The 14,553-nt window shown below is 65.7% G+C and carries 14 protein-coding genes and 1 pseudogene; 10 read left to right on the top strand and 5 right to left on the bottom strand.

What is annotated here, in order from left to right; all coding sequences use genetic code 11:
• Positions 1-3: 3 nt before the first annotated feature.
• Together LWC34_RS33075 and LWC34_RS33070 are read left to right on the top strand one after the other, a co-directional pair.
• The gene (locus tag LWC34_RS33075; protein WP_233729207.1) at positions 4-1,035 is read left to right on the top strand and encodes an aminotransferase class V-fold PLP-dependent enzyme; all 1,032 of its coding nucleotides are present in this window, start codon (positions 4-6) and stop codon (positions 1,033-1,035) included.
• A 22-nt stretch (positions 1,036-1,057) separates the two neighbouring features.
• Positions 1,058-1,771: a hypothetical protein gene (locus tag LWC34_RS33070; protein WP_233729206.1), complete on the top strand. Its 714-nt coding sequence runs from the start codon at positions 1,058-1,060 to the stop codon at positions 1,769-1,771.
• 32 nt (positions 1,772-1,803) lie between these two features.
• On the opposite strand, the gene LWC34_RS33065 is transcribed toward LWC34_RS33070, so the two are convergent.
• Both LWC34_RS33065 and LWC34_RS33060 read right to left on the bottom strand, forming a co-directional pair.
• Positions 1,804-2,265 (bottom strand): ferritin-like domain-containing protein, encoded by a 462-nt coding sequence (locus LWC34_RS33065; RefSeq protein ID WP_233729205.1) that lies wholly within the window; start codon positions 2,263-2,265, stop codon positions 1,804-1,806.
• Entirely contained in the window at positions 2,262-2,714 is a 453-nt protein-coding gene (locus tag LWC34_RS33060) for a hypothetical protein (protein ID WP_233729204.1), read from the bottom strand. Before LWC34_RS33060 ends, LWC34_RS33065 begins: the two co-directional genes overlap by 4 nt.
• Positions 2,715-2,833: 119 nt before the next feature.
• Between LWC34_RS33060 and rimP the strand changes: the two genes are divergently transcribed.
• The 6 genes from rimP to rbfA all read left to right on the top strand — a co-directional run bounded on the left by rimP (position 2,834) and on the right by rbfA (position 8,823).
• On the top strand, positions 2,834-3,349 hold the full coding sequence (gene rimP / locus LWC34_RS33055; protein ID WP_233729203.1) for a ribosome maturation factor RimP: 516 nt from the start codon (positions 2,834-2,836) through the stop codon (positions 3,347-3,349).
• On the top strand, positions 3,346-4,362 hold the full coding sequence (gene nusA / locus LWC34_RS33050) for a transcription termination factor NusA (protein ID WP_233729202.1): 1,017 nt from the start codon (positions 3,346-3,348) through the stop codon (positions 4,360-4,362). The genes rimP and nusA overlap by 4 nt, the downstream gene beginning before the upstream one ends.
• 96 nt (positions 4,363-4,458) lie before the next feature.
• Positions 4,459-4,749 carry a YlxR family protein gene (locus tag LWC34_RS33045; protein ID WP_233729201.1) on the top strand — a complete coding sequence of 97 codons (291 nt, stop codon included), beginning with the start codon at positions 4,459-4,461 and terminating at the stop codon, positions 4,747-4,749.
• Positions 4,750-4,839: 90 nt separating this feature from the next.
• Complete coding sequence (infB, locus tag LWC34_RS33040) at positions 4,840-7,974, top strand: translation initiation factor IF-2 (protein ID WP_233729200.1); 3,135 nt, start codon at positions 4,840-4,842, stop codon at positions 7,972-7,974.
• Positions 7,975-8,050: 76 nt separating this feature from the next.
• The gene (locus LWC34_RS33035) at positions 8,051-8,347 is read left to right on the top strand and encodes a DUF503 domain-containing protein (protein ID WP_233729199.1); all 297 of its coding nucleotides are present in this window, start codon (positions 8,051-8,053) and stop codon (positions 8,345-8,347) included.
• A 26-nt stretch (positions 8,348-8,373) separates the two neighbouring features.
• Positions 8,374-8,823, top strand: coding sequence for a 30S ribosome-binding factor RbfA (gene rbfA, locus LWC34_RS33030; protein ID WP_033381079.1), 450 nt, complete (start codon positions 8,374-8,376; stop codon positions 8,821-8,823).
• A gap of 31 nt (positions 8,824-8,854) precedes the next feature.
• On the opposite strand, the gene LWC34_RS33025 is transcribed toward rbfA, so the two are convergent.
• Entirely contained in the window at positions 8,855-9,889 is a 1,035-nt protein-coding gene (locus LWC34_RS33025) for a TRM11 family SAM-dependent methyltransferase (RefSeq protein WP_233729198.1), read from the bottom strand.
• A 467-nt stretch (positions 9,890-10,356) separates the two neighbouring features.
• On the opposite strand from LWC34_RS33025, the gene LWC34_RS33020 reads away from it, so the two are divergent.
• A complete protein-coding gene (locus LWC34_RS33020; RefSeq protein WP_233730918.1) occupies positions 10,357-12,231 on the top strand; it encodes an ABC transporter ATP-binding protein in 1,875 nt (624 codons plus the stop codon).
• A 181-nt stretch (positions 12,232-12,412) separates the two neighbouring features.
• Here LWC34_RS33020 and LWC34_RS33015 read toward each other — a convergent pair.
• Positions 12,413-12,619: pseudogene (locus tag LWC34_RS33015) on the bottom strand (restriction endonuclease); the annotation flags it as partial.
• 804 nt (positions 12,620-13,423) lie between these two features.
• Here LWC34_RS33015 and LWC34_RS33010 point away from each other — a divergent pair.
• Positions 13,424-13,966, top strand: a complete 543-nt coding sequence (locus tag LWC34_RS33010) for a hypothetical protein (protein WP_233729197.1) — start codon at positions 13,424-13,426, stop codon at positions 13,964-13,966.
• On the opposite strand, the gene LWC34_RS33005 is transcribed toward LWC34_RS33010, so the two are convergent.
• On the bottom strand, positions 13,936-14,181 hold the full coding sequence (locus LWC34_RS33005) for a hypothetical protein (RefSeq protein WP_233729196.1): 246 nt from the start codon (positions 14,179-14,181) through the stop codon (positions 13,936-13,938). The two genes, LWC34_RS33010 and LWC34_RS33005, sit on opposite strands and share 31 nt — an antisense overlap.
• Between the last annotated feature and the right edge of the window lie 372 nt (positions 14,182-14,553).

Raw genomic sequence — 14,553 nt, 5'->3', positions numbered from 1 at the left:
TGCGTGCGCATCGCATTCGGGCAGTCCTTTGATGTCCCTGCCGGGTATTTGAACACGGCGAGTATCGGGATTCCACCGAAAGTAGCTGTCGATGGCCTGACGGATGCCGTCCGGCGCTGGCGGTCCGGGGCGGACACCCCAGCCGATTTCGACGCCGACGTACGACTTGCCCGAAAAGCCTGGGGCGCGCTGATCGGCGTCGAGGAGAGCACAGTCGCTTCCGGGGCAAGCGTTTCCCAGTTGATGAGTCTCGTCGCGACGAGCATTCCGGATGGGACGCGGGTGCTCGCGGCCGAAGGCGACTTCACCAGCGTCACGTTTCCCTTTGCCTCGCAAGAACATCGCGGGGTCACCGTGACCGAGGTCGGACTGGCCGACCTGCCGTCCTATGTGGACCGTTTTGATCTTGTCGCGGTGAGTGTGGTGCAGTCGGCCACCGGCGCGGTTGTCGACCTCGAAGCGTTACGGGACGCGGCGACCGCCGCCGGAACCGCCGTCGTGCTCGACGTCACTCAGGCCGCGGGCTGGATGCCCTTGAAACTGGATTGGGCCGACTGGGTTATCGGCGCTTGCTACAAATGGCTGATGTCGGCGCGCGGCGCCGCGTGGCTGGCGGTGAAGCCGGAAGCCTTTGAGCGCACCATTCCCATCGCGGCCAACTGGTACGCGGGTGAAGATCCAGCCGCGACGGCGTACGGACTGCCGCTGCGACTAGCGCCGGACGCACGCCGGTTTGACCTTTCGCCCGTGTGGTTTTCGCAGCTCACCGCCGCGGTTGTGGTGCCGTGGCTGGCATCACTCGACATCGAGGCGGTCAGGGATCACTGCGTCGGCCTCGCCGACGGCCTGCTGGTCGCGCTCGGGTTGGCACCGCAGGGATCCGCGATCGTGTCGCTCGACATCCCGCATGCGGCGGAGAAATTAGCCGCCGTGGGCGTGAAATCCAGTGTCCGCGCAGGTCGAGCACGTCTTGCGTGCCATCTGTACAACACCGCCGGAGATATCGAATCGGTACTCTCGGCACTCCGGGACTGATGGACTAGGTACCGTGCCTCTCGTGTCCGATCCTTACCGCCCGGGTCAGTACAACAGCCCGGACCAGACGACGCGCATCCCACGGGTGACGTCGCACCCCGCTCCGCCGCAACGACGTGCGCCGGAGCCAGGGAACAACAAGACCCGCGAGTACGTGCTCAAAGGGCTTGGCCTGGTAGGCGTAGCGGTCGTGTCGGGCATGCTGTGGTGGCTGATCCAGCAGAGCGGCAACGCCCCTGACACGTCGTCACTGTCGACAAGCACCCCGCAGCCGACGACGAAGTTCAAGTTCGTCAAGCACGAGCAGGTGGCCGAACCGGTGCGCGACAGCAACTGCGCCCGCGTGTCGTACTCCAAGGTGCAGGACTTCTTCGAGAAGAAACCGTGCACCGAGGTGATCCGTGAGCTCTACACGACCAACGTCGACGGCAAGAAGGTCTTCAGCTCGGTCGCGGTCGTCCGGATGTCCAGCTCCGCCGACGCCGCCGAACTCAAGAAGCTGACCGAGACCAACGGCACCGGCAACGTCAACGACCTGGTCAAGGACGGGCGCGTGAAGGTCGCCGGGCTCGCGTCGCTCGGCAACGGCGCGTTCGCCGCGAAGATCAGCGGCAACGACGTGATCATCGTCGAGTCGGACATCGAAGGCGGCAGCAAGAAGGGCGACGACGCCAAGCTCGAAGAAATCAGCACCGACGCCCTGGCCTTCGGCGAACAGCTCAAAAAAACCTCGTGAGTGTTTTCGCCGGTTCTAACCGGCGAAAACACTCACGACGGTTGACCTGGCATTTCAGTGGCCGCTGGGCTCTGGCCGCCTGCTTTACGCCACCTGGTGCCACGGACGGCTGAGCTGGTCAGCGCCTCCAGTGCGGTTTTACGCAGGTCAGCGTCGTCCGTGTGCTCAAGGACCGAGCGCCACGCCACGGCCGCGTCGGATTCCGCGATCGCCAGCACCGCCAGGCTTGAGGCCTGATCGGTCACCGGTTGCGGTGGCACGTATGCCACCTCAGCCGTCTTTGGTGCGACGTCGCTGGCGTTCAGGGACCGCTCGATGGTGTCGCGGCGGGCTCGGTGCGTGGTCGCGCCCTCGTTCAGCGCGTTGTTGAACGAGTTCGGCAGGAAGGCGCTGACCAGGCCGTACGTCCAGATCGCCGCGTGCTCGGCGCCCAAGGCCTGCTGGACGGCGTCGATCGAATCCGCCGGGATGGCCTTCGCGGATGGCTGAGTCATGCGACCACTTCCCGCAGGCTCGCGCAGCTGGCGGCGACCGAGCCGAGCAGCCCGGCTCGATACCGGGGCACGGTGGCGACCAGTTCGCCCGTTTGCTTCTCCGCGGCCTTGAGCGCCTCGATCATCGTCGCCTTCGTTGCGGGCGCGGGTGGCGCGCTCGATGTGGTCGGCGGGGCCGAGGTTGTGACTTTGGGTGGACGCGCGCGGTCCACTTCGGCCTGCAGGGCGGTCGCGTGCGCGGTTCGCGCCTTCGCAACGGTGCCTGCGGCTGTCGCCAGATCGGTGTTCGACTGGGCGAGCGCGGTCGCCGCGGCGGCGTCCTTGCGGGCCTGTTCCGCCAACGCTGCCAAGGGATCCGGCGGTGGCGGGCCATCGGGTTCCGACGTGCACGCGGGGACCAACGGAACGGCAAGAACCGCCAGCACGGCACGCCGGGAAAACCTCTTCACAGTGAGTCATATTGCCAGCAGGCGGATCGCGTGGCGGGCGGTGTCGGCTGGACGAGATACGCTGGGCTGTACACACTCGAACTGATCGAGAACATCATCCAGAACAGGAGCGGCGGAACGTGGCGAACCAGCAAGGTGATCTCGGGGCGGCGCTGGAGCCCGTCGTACGGGACGCCGTTGGCGCAGCAGGCTTCGAGCTCGAGCAGCTTGAGGTGCAGCGCGCCGGTCGTCGCAGCCTGGTCAAAGTGGTGGTGGATGGCGAGAACGGGATCGAGCTGGACGAGGTCGCCGGCGTCAGCCGCACCCTCGCGACCGTGCTCGACGACCACGACCACGTCCTTGGCGGCCCGTACACCCTGGAAGTGACCTCGCCGGGGTTGGACCGGCCGCTGACCAAGCCAAGGCATTGGCGCCGGGCGCGGCTGCGCCTGGTGAAGGTGCGTACCGCCGACGAGACGTTCACCGGGCGCGTCGGCGACGCAAGTGAGAACGACGTGCGCATGCTCGTCGCCGGCGAGCTGCGGCAAGTGCCGTTCGACGCCGTCGACCACGCCGTCATCGAGGTCGAGTTCAAACAACCACCGCCGGACGAATTGGCCGCGCTGGGCGGCGGTAGCCAGGAGGGGGCACGGTGAACGTCGACATCGCCGCGCTTCGCGCCATCGAGCGCGACAAAGACATTCCGTTTGAGACGGTCATCGAGGCCATCGAGACAGCTCTGCTCACCGCGTACAAGCACACCGACGGGCACGTGCCGCACGCCAAGATCGACATCGACCGGCGCACCGGCGTTGTCCGGGTGCTTGCCCAGGAACTGGGCCCTGGCGGCGAGGTCGTCGAGGAGTGGGACGACACGCCGGAAGGCTTCGGCCGGATCGCGGCGACCACGGCCCGTCAGGTGATCCTGCAGCGGCTGCGGGACGCCGAGCACGAGAAGACCTTCGGCGAGTTCTCCGCCAAGGAGGGCGAGATCGTCGCTGGTGTCGTGCAGCGTGACGCGCGCGCCAACTCGCGTGGCATGGTCGTGGTCCAGGTCGGCGACACCGAGGGTGTGCTGCCCGCGGTCGAGCAGGTGCCTGGCGAGCGCTACGAGCACGGCCTGCGGATCAAGTGCTACGTCCTCGGCGTCACGCGCGGTGCCCGCGGCCCGCAGATCACGCTGTCCAGAACGCACCCCAACCTCGTGCGCAGACTGTTCGCCCTGGAGGTCCCGGAGATCGCCGACGGCACCGTGGAGATCCCCGCGGTCGCACGTGAGGCAGGTCACCGTTCCAAGATCGCGGTGCGTTCCACGGTCGCCGGAGTCAACGCCAAGGGCGCGTGTATCGGACCGATGGGAGCTCGAGTCCGAAACGTAATGAGCGAGCTTGCCGGCGAGAAGATCGATATCATCGACTACTCCGACGATCCGGCAACGTTCGTCGGGAATGCCCTCTCACCTGCGAAGGTTGTATCTGTGCGGGTGGTCGACGAGCGCGCGAAGACCGCGCGCGTTGTCGTGCCCGACTTCCAGCTTTCGCTGGCGATCGGTAAAGAGGGCCAGAACGCAAGGCTTGCCGCTCGGCTGACCGGGTGGCGTATCGACATCCGTAGCGATGCTGAGACTGCCGCGAACGCGGCTGGACCGACATCGGGTTCGGCCGAGTAGGCGGTTGTAGGTAGAATCTTGGCAGGTCGTCGTCGAGGGCCGGTTCCCGCACGTCGAGAGGCTCCCCCGCAAGGGCATGGCCCGGTACGTACGTGCGTGGGCTGCCGGGCAAGGACGCTGGCCGAGGAATTACTGCGCGTGGTCGCCGAGGACGGGAAGCTCGTACCCGATCCGCGGCGGCGGCACGCTGGGAGGGGCGCTTGGTTGCATCCCGTTCTGGCGTGCCTGGACTCCGCCGAACGCAAGAAGGCGTTCCCGAGGGCGCTTCGCGTCCAAGGACCGCTGGATGCCGCAGAGGTGCGAGCCCGAATCGGGCACACCGCCCGACCGACAGAAGACCAGACAGCTGGTCTAGCCGGACACAGGAAGCAGGTCGACCCGTCATGAGTCAGCCGTGAAGCCGACACCATGAACGTGCGACGGTAGGACGAGGTCGAGCGGGTTACGTTGCCGCCGGCCTCCCCAGTGAGGAGAGCAGTGGCAGGCAAGGCCCGCGTGCACGAGCTCGCGAAAGAGCTCGGTGTCACGAGCAAGGAAGTACTCACGAAACTCGCCGATCTCGGTGAGTACGTGAAGTCGGCGTCCTCCACCGTGGAGGCGCCGGTGGCGCGCAGGCTGCGGGACTCGTACCCGAAGTCAGGCGACGCCAAGGGCGCCAAGCCAAGCGGCGCCAAGCCGGGCCCGAGGCCCGGCCCGCCGGCCCCGAAGCCGGCACCCCAGAAACCACAGCAGCAGGCCCCAGCGGCCGCGGCGAGTGCTGCCCCGGCAGCCACGCCGTCCGCCCCGCCTGCCAGCAAACCAGCGGCAGTTCCCGCGCCCAAGCCGGCCCAGCAGCCGGCCGCCGCGGCCGCGAACAACACGGCGACTTTCCAGTCCGCACCGGCCAAGCCGGCTGGTCCGGGCTTCAAGCCAGGCCCACGGCCCGGCCCGAAGCCGCCGCAGCAGCAGACAACGCAGCAGCCCTCGCCACAGCAGGCGCCGTCGCAGCAACAGCCCCAGCAACAGCCGAAGCCGGCCGCCGCGCGTACTGACGCGCCGTCGACCAAGCCTGGGCCGCGTCCGGGGCCGAGGCAGCAGCCGGCCCAGCAGGGTGGCGGGAACACGGTTCCGCCGCGTACGCAGTCCCCGAAGCCTGGTCCGCGCGCGCCGCGGCCGGGTAACAACCCGTTCGGTGTCGGCGGCGGCGCTCCCGCGCCTCGTCCGGCTGGCCCGCGCCCAGGTGGTGGCCGTCAAGAAGGCGACCGTCCGGAGCGTGGCCCGCGTCCAGGTGGCGACCGGCAGGATCGTCCGCCACGCGGCGACCGCGGTGACCGTCCGTCCGGCCCAAGGCCGAACCCGGGCAACATGCCGCCTCGCCCGAACCCGGGCATGATGCCGCCTCGTCCGCAGCGTCCTGCCGGTGGTCCCGGCGGCGGTGGCCGTGGTGGTCCCGGTGGCGGTGGCGGCGGCCGTGGTGGCCCCGGCGGTGGCGGCGGCGGTCGTCCCGGTGGGGGCGGCGGCGGTGGCTTCCGTGGCGGCGGTGGCGGCGGCGGAGGTGGTGGCTTCCGTGGCGGCGGCGGTGGTGGCGGAGGCGGCGGCTTCCGTCCCGGTGGCGGCGGTCCCGGTGGTGGCGGTGGTGCGCCTGCCGGTGGCGGTGGCTTCCGTGGCGGCGGCGGTGGCCGTCCCGGTGGTGGCGGTGGTCGCGGCGGTGCCGCAGGCGCGTTCGGCCGTCCCGGTGGTCCCTCGCGCCGTGGCCGCAAGTCGAAGCGGCAGAAGCGCCAGGAGTACATGGACAACATGCAGGCGCCGAGCGTCGGCGGTGTCCGGTTGCCGAAGGGCAACGGGGAGACCATCCGGCTGCCGCGCGGTGCTTCGCTGACCGACTTCGCCGAGAAGATCAACGCCAACCCGGCTTCGCTGGTGCAGGTGCTGTTCCACCTCGGCGAGATGGTCACCGCGACGCAGTCCGTCTCCGAGGACGTGCTCGAGCTGCTCGGTACCGAGATGAACTACACCGTGCAGGTCGTCAGCCCGGAGGAGGAGGACCGCGAGCTGCTCGAGTCCTTCGACATCACCTACGGCGAGGACACCGGTGGCGAAGAGGCCCTGCAGGCCCGTCCGCCGGTCGTGACCGTCATGGGTCACGTCGACCACGGTAAGACGCGCCTTCTGGACACCATCCGCAAGGCGAACGTGATCGCGGGCGAGGCCGGTGGCATCACCCAGCACATCGGTGCCTACCAGGTCAAAGCCGAGCTCGAGGGCAACGACCGGCTGATCACCTTCATCGACACCCCCGGTCACGAGGCGTTCACCGCCATGCGTGCCCGTGGTGCGCAGGCCACGGACATCGCGGTGATCGTGGTCGCGGCCGACGACGGTGTGATGCCGCAGACGGTGGAGGCGATCAACCACGCCCAGGCGGCCAACGTGCCGATCGTGGTCGCGGTGAACAAGATCGACAAGGAGGGGGCGAACCCCGCCAAGATCCGCCAGCAGCTCACCGAGTACGGCCTTGTCGCCGAGGAGTACGGCGGCGAGACCATGTTCGTGGACATCTCGGCCAAGCAGGGCATCAACATCGACGGCCTGCTCGACGCGATCCTGCTGACCGCCGACGCGGCGCTGGACCTGCGGGCCAACCCGAACATGGAGGCTCAGGGTGTCGCGATCGAGGCTCACCTCGACCGTGGCCGTGGCCCTGTCGCCACCGTGCTGGTGCAGCGTGGTTCGTTGCGTGTCGGTGACTCCATCGTCGCCGGTGACGCGTACGGCCGCGTGCGCCGGATGGTCGACGAGTACAACGAGGACGTCACGGTGGCAACGCCATCGCGGCCGGTCCAGGTCATCGGCTTCACGTCGGTGCCGGGCGCCGGTGACACGTTCCTCGTCGTGGACGAGGACCGGGTGGCACGGCAGATCGCCGAGCGCCGCCAGGCCAGGACCCGTAACGCGCAGAACGCCGCGAAGTTCAAGCGGTACTCGCTCGAGGACCTGGACTCGGCACTGAAGGAGACCGGCGAGCTCACCTTGATCATCAAGGGCGACAACTCGGGTACCGTCGAGGCACTCGAGGACGCGCTGATGAAGATCGAGGTCGGCGACGAGGTCCAGGTGCGGGTCATCGACCGCGGTGTCGGTGGCATCACCAAGGCGAACGTCGACCTGGCGATCGCGTCCGGCGCGATCATCCTCGGCTTCAACGTGCGGGCCGAGTCGAAGGTGGCCGACCAGGCCACCCGCGAAGGTATCGACATCCGCTACTACTCGGTGATCTACCAGGCGATCGACGAGATCGAGCAGGCCCTCAAGGGCATGCTCAAGCCGGAGTTCGAGGAGGTCGAGCTCGGCCGCGCGGAGGTGCGCGACGTGTTCAAGTCCTCCAAGTTCGGCACGATCGCCGGTTGCTTGGTGATGTCCGGCGAGATCCGGCGTAACGCCAAGGCCAGGTTGCTGCGCGACAACAAGGTGATCCAGGAGAACCTGCCGGTCAGCTCGTTGCGGCGGTTCAAGGATGACGTGACCGAGGTCCGTGAAGGCTACGAATGTGGTCTGACGCTCGGCTCGTACTCCGACCTCCGGGTCGACGACGTGATCGAGACCTACGAGATGCGCGAGAAGCCGCGCAACTGATTGCCAGTCCGTGCGGGGCTCGGGTGACCGGGCCCCGCACGGGGTCTTTTTTCGATCATTCATACGGTGATGCCCGTTGTACGTCGGTGCACTCGAGCTGGACATCCTGCTCGGTGACGTCCATTCGCTCAAACAGAAGCGGTCGGTGGTCAAGCCGGTCGTCGCGGAGTTGCGGCGCAAATTCGAGGTCAGCGTGGCCGAAGCCGGTCATCTTGACCTTCATCGTCGTGCCCTGATCGGGGTGGCGGTGGTGGCGCCGGACGCTTCGCACGTGCGTGAGCTGCTCGAAGCATGCGAACGGCTCGTGTCCGGCAGACCAGAACTGCAGCTGCTGTCCGCCCGGCACCGGCTTGTCGGTCCCGAGGACGACTGAGAGTTTTATCGAAGGAGGGGAGCGCCGTGGCCGATCCGGCCCGCGCCCGCAAACTTGCGAAGCGGATCAAGCAAATCGTGGCGTCCGCGTTGGAGCACGAGGTCAAAGACCCACGGCTGACGCTTGTGACGATCACGGACGTCAAGCTGACCGGTGACCTGCAGGACGCGACCGTGTACTACACGGTCTTCGGAGACTCGCTCAACGCCGAGCCTGACACGAAGGGTGCGGCGGCGGCGCTGGAAAGCGCCAAGGGAGTGCTGCGTTCCCTTGTCGGCCAAGGAACAGGAGTGCGGTTCACCCCGACGCTGACCTTCGTGGCCGACACGATCCCTGAGGACGCCAGGCGAATCGACGACCTGCTCGCGAAGGTGAAAGAAGCCGACGAAGAAGTCGCCAGGATAGCGACCGGCGCGAAGCCAGCCGGTGAAGCGGATCCATATCGAGCGCCACGCGAACAGGACACAGAGGACTGAGCTGAGGCAGGGCCGTATGCAGGCCCTGCCGCTACTTTTTACGGGCGACGACGATGTCCCGGACGATCGCCTGATCAACCCGATGCGTGAAATCGAGATACGGTCCGGTTTCCAGCGGCTCAAGGCCTGCCTGGCCGAGCACGTCGGTGACGTCGTCGCGCTTGGCGACGTTGGTGTTCCACGAAATCCCCAGCGCCCCACCGGGTTTGAGCAGTCGAGCCCACCCGTTCGCTGAAGCCTTGACCAGCTCAAGTGGACTGCGATGCAGGCCCTGTTGCTGAGTCCGGCTGCCGTGCTGCACGCCGTAGGGCGCATCGGCGACAACGAGATCGAACGTGCCTGCCCGGTAGAACTCGGTGGCTTTGGCGGTGTCCCCGTTGATGTACGTGAGATCCAGCGCCTCGCCAGCCTTGTAGCTCTCCTTGGTGATGCCGATGGAGGCGTGCAGCTTGCGCCCGATGTTCTTGTGCTCGCGGCGGATCCGGGTGACCTCAGCCTCGTGCTTGAGCCGCTTACGCTTGAGCCAGGTCTGAATGAAGGTGGAGTAAGCCTCGAAATCCTTCTGGTCGATGTCCAGACCGGCGGCGTGATAGCCGTACATCAAAGCCTGGTTGAGCGTAGTCCCCCTGCCGCACAAGGGATCGATCACCCTGAACCGGTGATCGAGCATGTCGCCTGCCATGGCCGAGGCCAGGAGGGTGACGTTGAGCAAGAGCTTGGTGAAGTGCTCGTTGGTCTTGCCCTGGTACTTCTGAATGGTGATCAGATCATCGTCGAACTTGTCCAGCTTGGCGAGTTCGACCGGCTCAAGCAAGCGCCCGTCCTGGCGGAACAAGGCGTAGATGTTGGACATGTTGGCAAGGAAATCCGCGTCCTTGCCGCTCAGTTCGTCCGCCTCGAAGGTGACGTATGGGATCCCGCCAATGCGAGTCTCGGCGATATCGCCGATCCGACCCCCAAGCACAGCCTGGCTGAACACTCCCAGCTCAGCCATGGTCAACCCGGTCGCGGACTCGGCGTAGACCCGGTTCGTCGCAGGAAGGACTAGAAGTGCGTAGCGGGTCATCGGAACCAATCAGGGAGAGCTCGGGATCGGGCGAGGCAGCCTAACTGATCGGCCTTAACGCGCCCCGCACCGCACCGCCATTCCGTACATTGCGCGGCCTTCATCGCATCGCCAATCAGCGCCTGCCCAGCCTGCACTCCATCCCCATCGGCACCCGCGCAGCCTCCACCCCACCACCAATTCCCGAAGGGGAACCCCCGATTTCAACGCTACTCCAGGGGTACGACACTTCCAGGTTTCGCCCGCGCCACACCGCACCAGCAATTCCCCAGGGGGACCCCTGATTTTTACGCTACCGCAGTGGTACGACAGTTTCCCGTCCCGCCGGGGTTGACCAGCGAAAAGTCCGAAACTGTCAGACCTGTCCGCTACGGTCGCCATGACCGAACAGTTGACCTCAAGCATGGTTGAGGTCGCAGACTGACTGCCACACGTACCGAACAAAGTCTGGGGAGACCACCGTGGACATGAACTTCTCGTCATGGATGGCGTTGGAAAGCGCCATGCAGGAAGGAGGTCAGCGCGTCAGCCGGGAGACGGTCCGCCGCATCATCCGGTTCGCGCGACCGCTGCGCGGTGCTGTGCTGGCATTGCTGGCGTTCAGCGCTATCTCGGCGGTGCTCGCGGTGGCAACGCCGGTCCTCGCGGGCCGCGTCGTCGACGCGATCACCAACCGCGAAGGTTCGGGTGTCGTGCTCGGCCTCGCGTTGATCATTGCCGCGATCGCGGTGGTCGACGCGGTAGTCGGCATGATCGAGCGATGGCGCTCGGCAAGTGTCGGCGAGGAGTTGATTCTTCAATTACGCCAGGCGGTCTTCGATCATGTGCAACGCATGCCGGTCGCGTTCTTCACGCGAACTCGCACGGGTGCGTTGGTCAGCAGGTTGAACAACGACGTGATCGCAGCGCAGCGCGCGTTCACGATGACGTTGTCCATGGTCACCAACAACATCATCGTCCTCATGCTCACCCTCGTGGTGATGTTCGCGCTGTCGTGGCAGATCACCTTGCTGTCGCTGATCATGCTGCCGGTCTTCTACCTGCCTGCGCGCAGAATGGGGCGCAGGCTGGCAGGTTTGGAACGTGAGGCAGCGGGCCACAACGCGGCGATGACCACGCAGATGACGGAACGCTTTTCCGCCCCGGGTGCCACTCTGATCAAGCTGTTCGGCCGCCCGCAGGACGAGTCGGCGGAGTTCGGCAAGCGGGCTCGTCGCGTGCGCGACATCGGCGTGCGGACTGCCGTGAACCAATGGTTGTTCATGACGGCCTTGTCGCTTGTGTCGGCGCTCGCGCTTGCTTTGGTCTACGGCCTCGGCGGATTCCTTGCGTTGGAAGGACAACTCGACACAGGAACAGTCGTCACGCTCGCGCTGCTGCTCACTCGTCTGTACGGTCCGCTGACTGGCCTTGCCAATGCCCGCGTCGATGTGATGACCGCGCTTGTCAGCTTCGAGCGGGTCTTCGAGGTTCTCGACCTGCCGCCGTTGATCAAGGAGAAGCCGAACCCCAAGACTGTTCCCGACGGTCCGGTCTCGGTCGAGTTCGACAACGTCAACTTCGCCTATCCGGCAGCGGACAAGGTCTCCCTCGCGTCTCTTGAGGATGTCGCGGCGCTGGACACCAGAGGCGGCGACCAAGTCCTGCACGACATTTCCTTCCGCGCCGAACCTGGCCAACTCGTCGCACTCGTCGGTTCGTCCGGCGCGGGCAAGTCGACCATCGCGTCCCTCACGCCCCGCCTCTACGACCCCGACTCCGGCACCATCAAACTGTCCGGAGTGGACGTTCGTGACCTGTCGTTCAGCTCGATCCGTGACGCCATGGGCCTGGTAACCCAGGACGGCCATCTCTTCCACGAGACCATCGGCGAAAACCTCCGCCTCGCCCGCCCAACGGCAACAGACGAAGAACTCTGGGACGCACTAACCCGCGCCCGCCTCGCCGACCTGGTTCGTTCATTGTCCGACCAACTCGACACAGTCGTCGGTGAACGCGGCTATCGCCTGTCCGGCGGCGAACGCCAACGCCTCACGATCGCACGCCTGCTGCTCGCCAAACCCCGAGTAGTGATCCTCGACGAAGCCACAGCACACCTGGACTCATCATCGGAAGCGGCCGTCCAAGAGGCCCTCGTCGAAGCCCTCGCAGGCCGAACAGCATTGGTGATCGCCCACCGCCTGTCCACTGTCCGCGCCGCCGACCTCATCCTCGTCGTCGAAGCAGGCCGCATCATCGAACGCGGCACACACGACGAACTCCTCGCCGCCGACGGCCGCTACGCTGAGCTCTACCGCACCCAATTCGACGACCGCACTCCAGCCAAAGTGGACGCTTCTTAACTTCACGAGACGCGGTTGCGGCACCTGGAAATCCGGTGCCGCGGCCGCGTCTGGTTAGCGGCCCTTGAGCGGGCCGAGCACGACGTCGAGGCCGAGATGCTCGGCGAGCAGGTGCTTCAACTCGGGGGCCGGTGATGAGCTGGATCCGGCCATGGCGTGCGGCAAAATCCTCGGTGGCTTTGCCGAACCAAGAAGTCGTGACGAGCACGCCGCGGCTGGCCCGTTTGTCGTCCATGACGCCGGCGAGCGCACGTACCGCCTCGACAGGCACAACTGCGCGGTAGCGCTTGGCTTGGATCACGCAGGTTCCGCCCATGATCGGGTCCTCGTTCATGGCGACCGCGTCCACGCCGTCATCGCGCGATGCCTGAGTGACCCAGGACTTCATCCCCATCGCCTCGAACAGTTGCTTGACAAGGATTTCGAATTCGAGCGGTCGCATCTCGACCAGCACCGGCCGGGCATCGAGCCCGGCTGCTGCGTCATGGGCGTCCACCAACCGGTATTTGGACAAGTCAGGATCGAAGATCGGCCGGACAGCCTCAAGGTCCCATGGGTGCGGGGAGACGAGCGCGTTGAGGTGTCGCAGACACACTGACCAAGCACGGACGTTCCGGTTGGCCGGTGGCTTTGTTCCGAGTGGAGACGTGACCGTTGATCGCGACCTCGTTGATGACGCCCGCCGGATGAAGATCGAAGACATCGCGCATGGTGCGCAGGACCACTTGAGCGACCAGATTGGCGTACCGCTGCTTGATTTCCTTGACAGGTCGTGGTTTCGAAGTGATCTCGTCCCGCGTGCGGACATATGCGCATTTCGCGATTCTCTGGGATGACATCAAGGCCAGGCAGATCACGGACCACGAGTAGCTTGCGGGCATCGCTCTGGTATGCGGTCTCCACACCGACAGGGAGGTCGGCAGGTAAGGGCGATGCTTCCAAGAGCAGCTCGACGTAATCCTCGACTGTCTGAGGAACGCCTGCCGTGACGTTTCGCTCTAGTTCGTCAACGTGCGCGTTGTTCTGCTCCACCTTTTGACGCAAGGAAGTTTCAGCTTGTGTGTGTTCGGATTCGGCGTCGGCCAAGCGGCTCAGTCGGCACCGCTCATCTTGTTCGTGCTTGGCATTCGCTGCGGTAAAACGCTCCTGAGCGGCCACGATTGCTCGTTCATGGCTGCCTTGCGGAGCATCCGTGCCACCCCAGTGGGCGGTGGTGGCGCGTAATCGTCCACCGGGGAGGTGGCGGTGCGACAGACAGGCCGCCGGGATCGAACGGCGTCTGTTTGTAGGTCTGCCGGAGCTGGTTAAACGAGAATACGGAGAGTTTGGTGCCGGTAAGAATCGTGTCCAACTCGGCAAGGCGCGCAGCGACTGTTGCCGTCAACTCAAGCGCGAGAGTTTGCTGATCTTCGATGTGCTGAGCGCGCTGCTCACGAATCGCCTGTGCTTCAGCGCGTTTCGCGACCTGCGCGGTGCGTTGCTGCTCTCGTATCGCTTGGTCAGCCAAGCGCTTCTGTTCTGCTTGGAAGCGTCGTTCGGCAAGTTCGCGTTGCTTACGTTGATGTTCCAGCTCAGCGAAGAATCCGCGCTTTCGCGCCATCAACTGTCCCGCCCCTCGGTAACGCCAAATTCGCCTCACAACATTAGTGGGCTGGTTCGGTTGGCGCTACGTTCCGCACAGACGGCGGCCACGAAACCGTTATGTCAATCGGCCGTTGGTGCGTCTCGCGTTTGAGTCTTGCCTTCGGCGCTGGACCGGTTGACGCCGTCGATCGCCACACAGATGCCGAAGATCCGATCATGGCTGGTCCAACCGTTCACCCGGCCGCGGTTGTTGCTGATCTGCACACGCTTGCGCACCGGGTCGAGAGCGGATACGAGGTGCAGGTACACGGTGCCCGCGACGCGCGCCAAGACGATGTCTCCAACCGCCAACTTCGTTGGATCCACGGGAGCAACGAGAACCAACTGCCTGCTGCGAATCAGTGGGACCATTGAAGATCCGGTTGGCCGGAACGTGACGGTGGCTCCGCTGGCAACCCGTGTCGCCACTGCGTTCAACACGCCCATCCAGCGATCGTGACAGATTCAGCTGCGAGCATCCACCGATTTTCCTCCGCTAGCATCGAGTAAGCCACTGCGGACATAGGACGCGTCGCCCAGTGACGGACCCAGCCAGGCCTGGCAAGGCCGAACCATTGCCGACAGTCCAGTCCCACGGCTGCTGACCACGCGTAGCGCCATTAGCCGAGCATGCCGGAGTACCTCGACGAGATATGCCAAACCTTGGGGACCCACTCGTGGATTTACTTCGCCGCCTTC

It is taken from the genome of Kibdelosporangium philippinense, assembly GCF_021390435.2.
GTDB classification, from domain to species: Bacteria; Actinomycetota; Actinomycetes; order Mycobacteriales; family Pseudonocardiaceae; genus Kibdelosporangium; species Kibdelosporangium philippinense.
The sequence above is the reverse complement of the archived record's forward strand: the minus strand, read 5'-3'. Positions and strand labels throughout refer to the sequence as shown.

Coding starts and splice junctions, on each gene's coding strand:
- LWC34_RS33065 (WP_233729205.1), bottom strand. CDS start 2,265: ATGACTCAGCCATCCGCGAAGGCCATCCCGGCGGATTCGATCGACGCC.
- LWC34_RS33025 (WP_233729198.1), bottom strand. CDS start 9,889: ATGACCCGCTACGCACTTCTAGTCCTTCCTGCGACGAACCGGGTCTAC.
- LWC34_RS33020 (WP_233730918.1), top strand. CDS start 10,357: ATGAACTTCTCGTCATGGATGGCGTTGGAAAGCGCCATGCAGGAAGGA.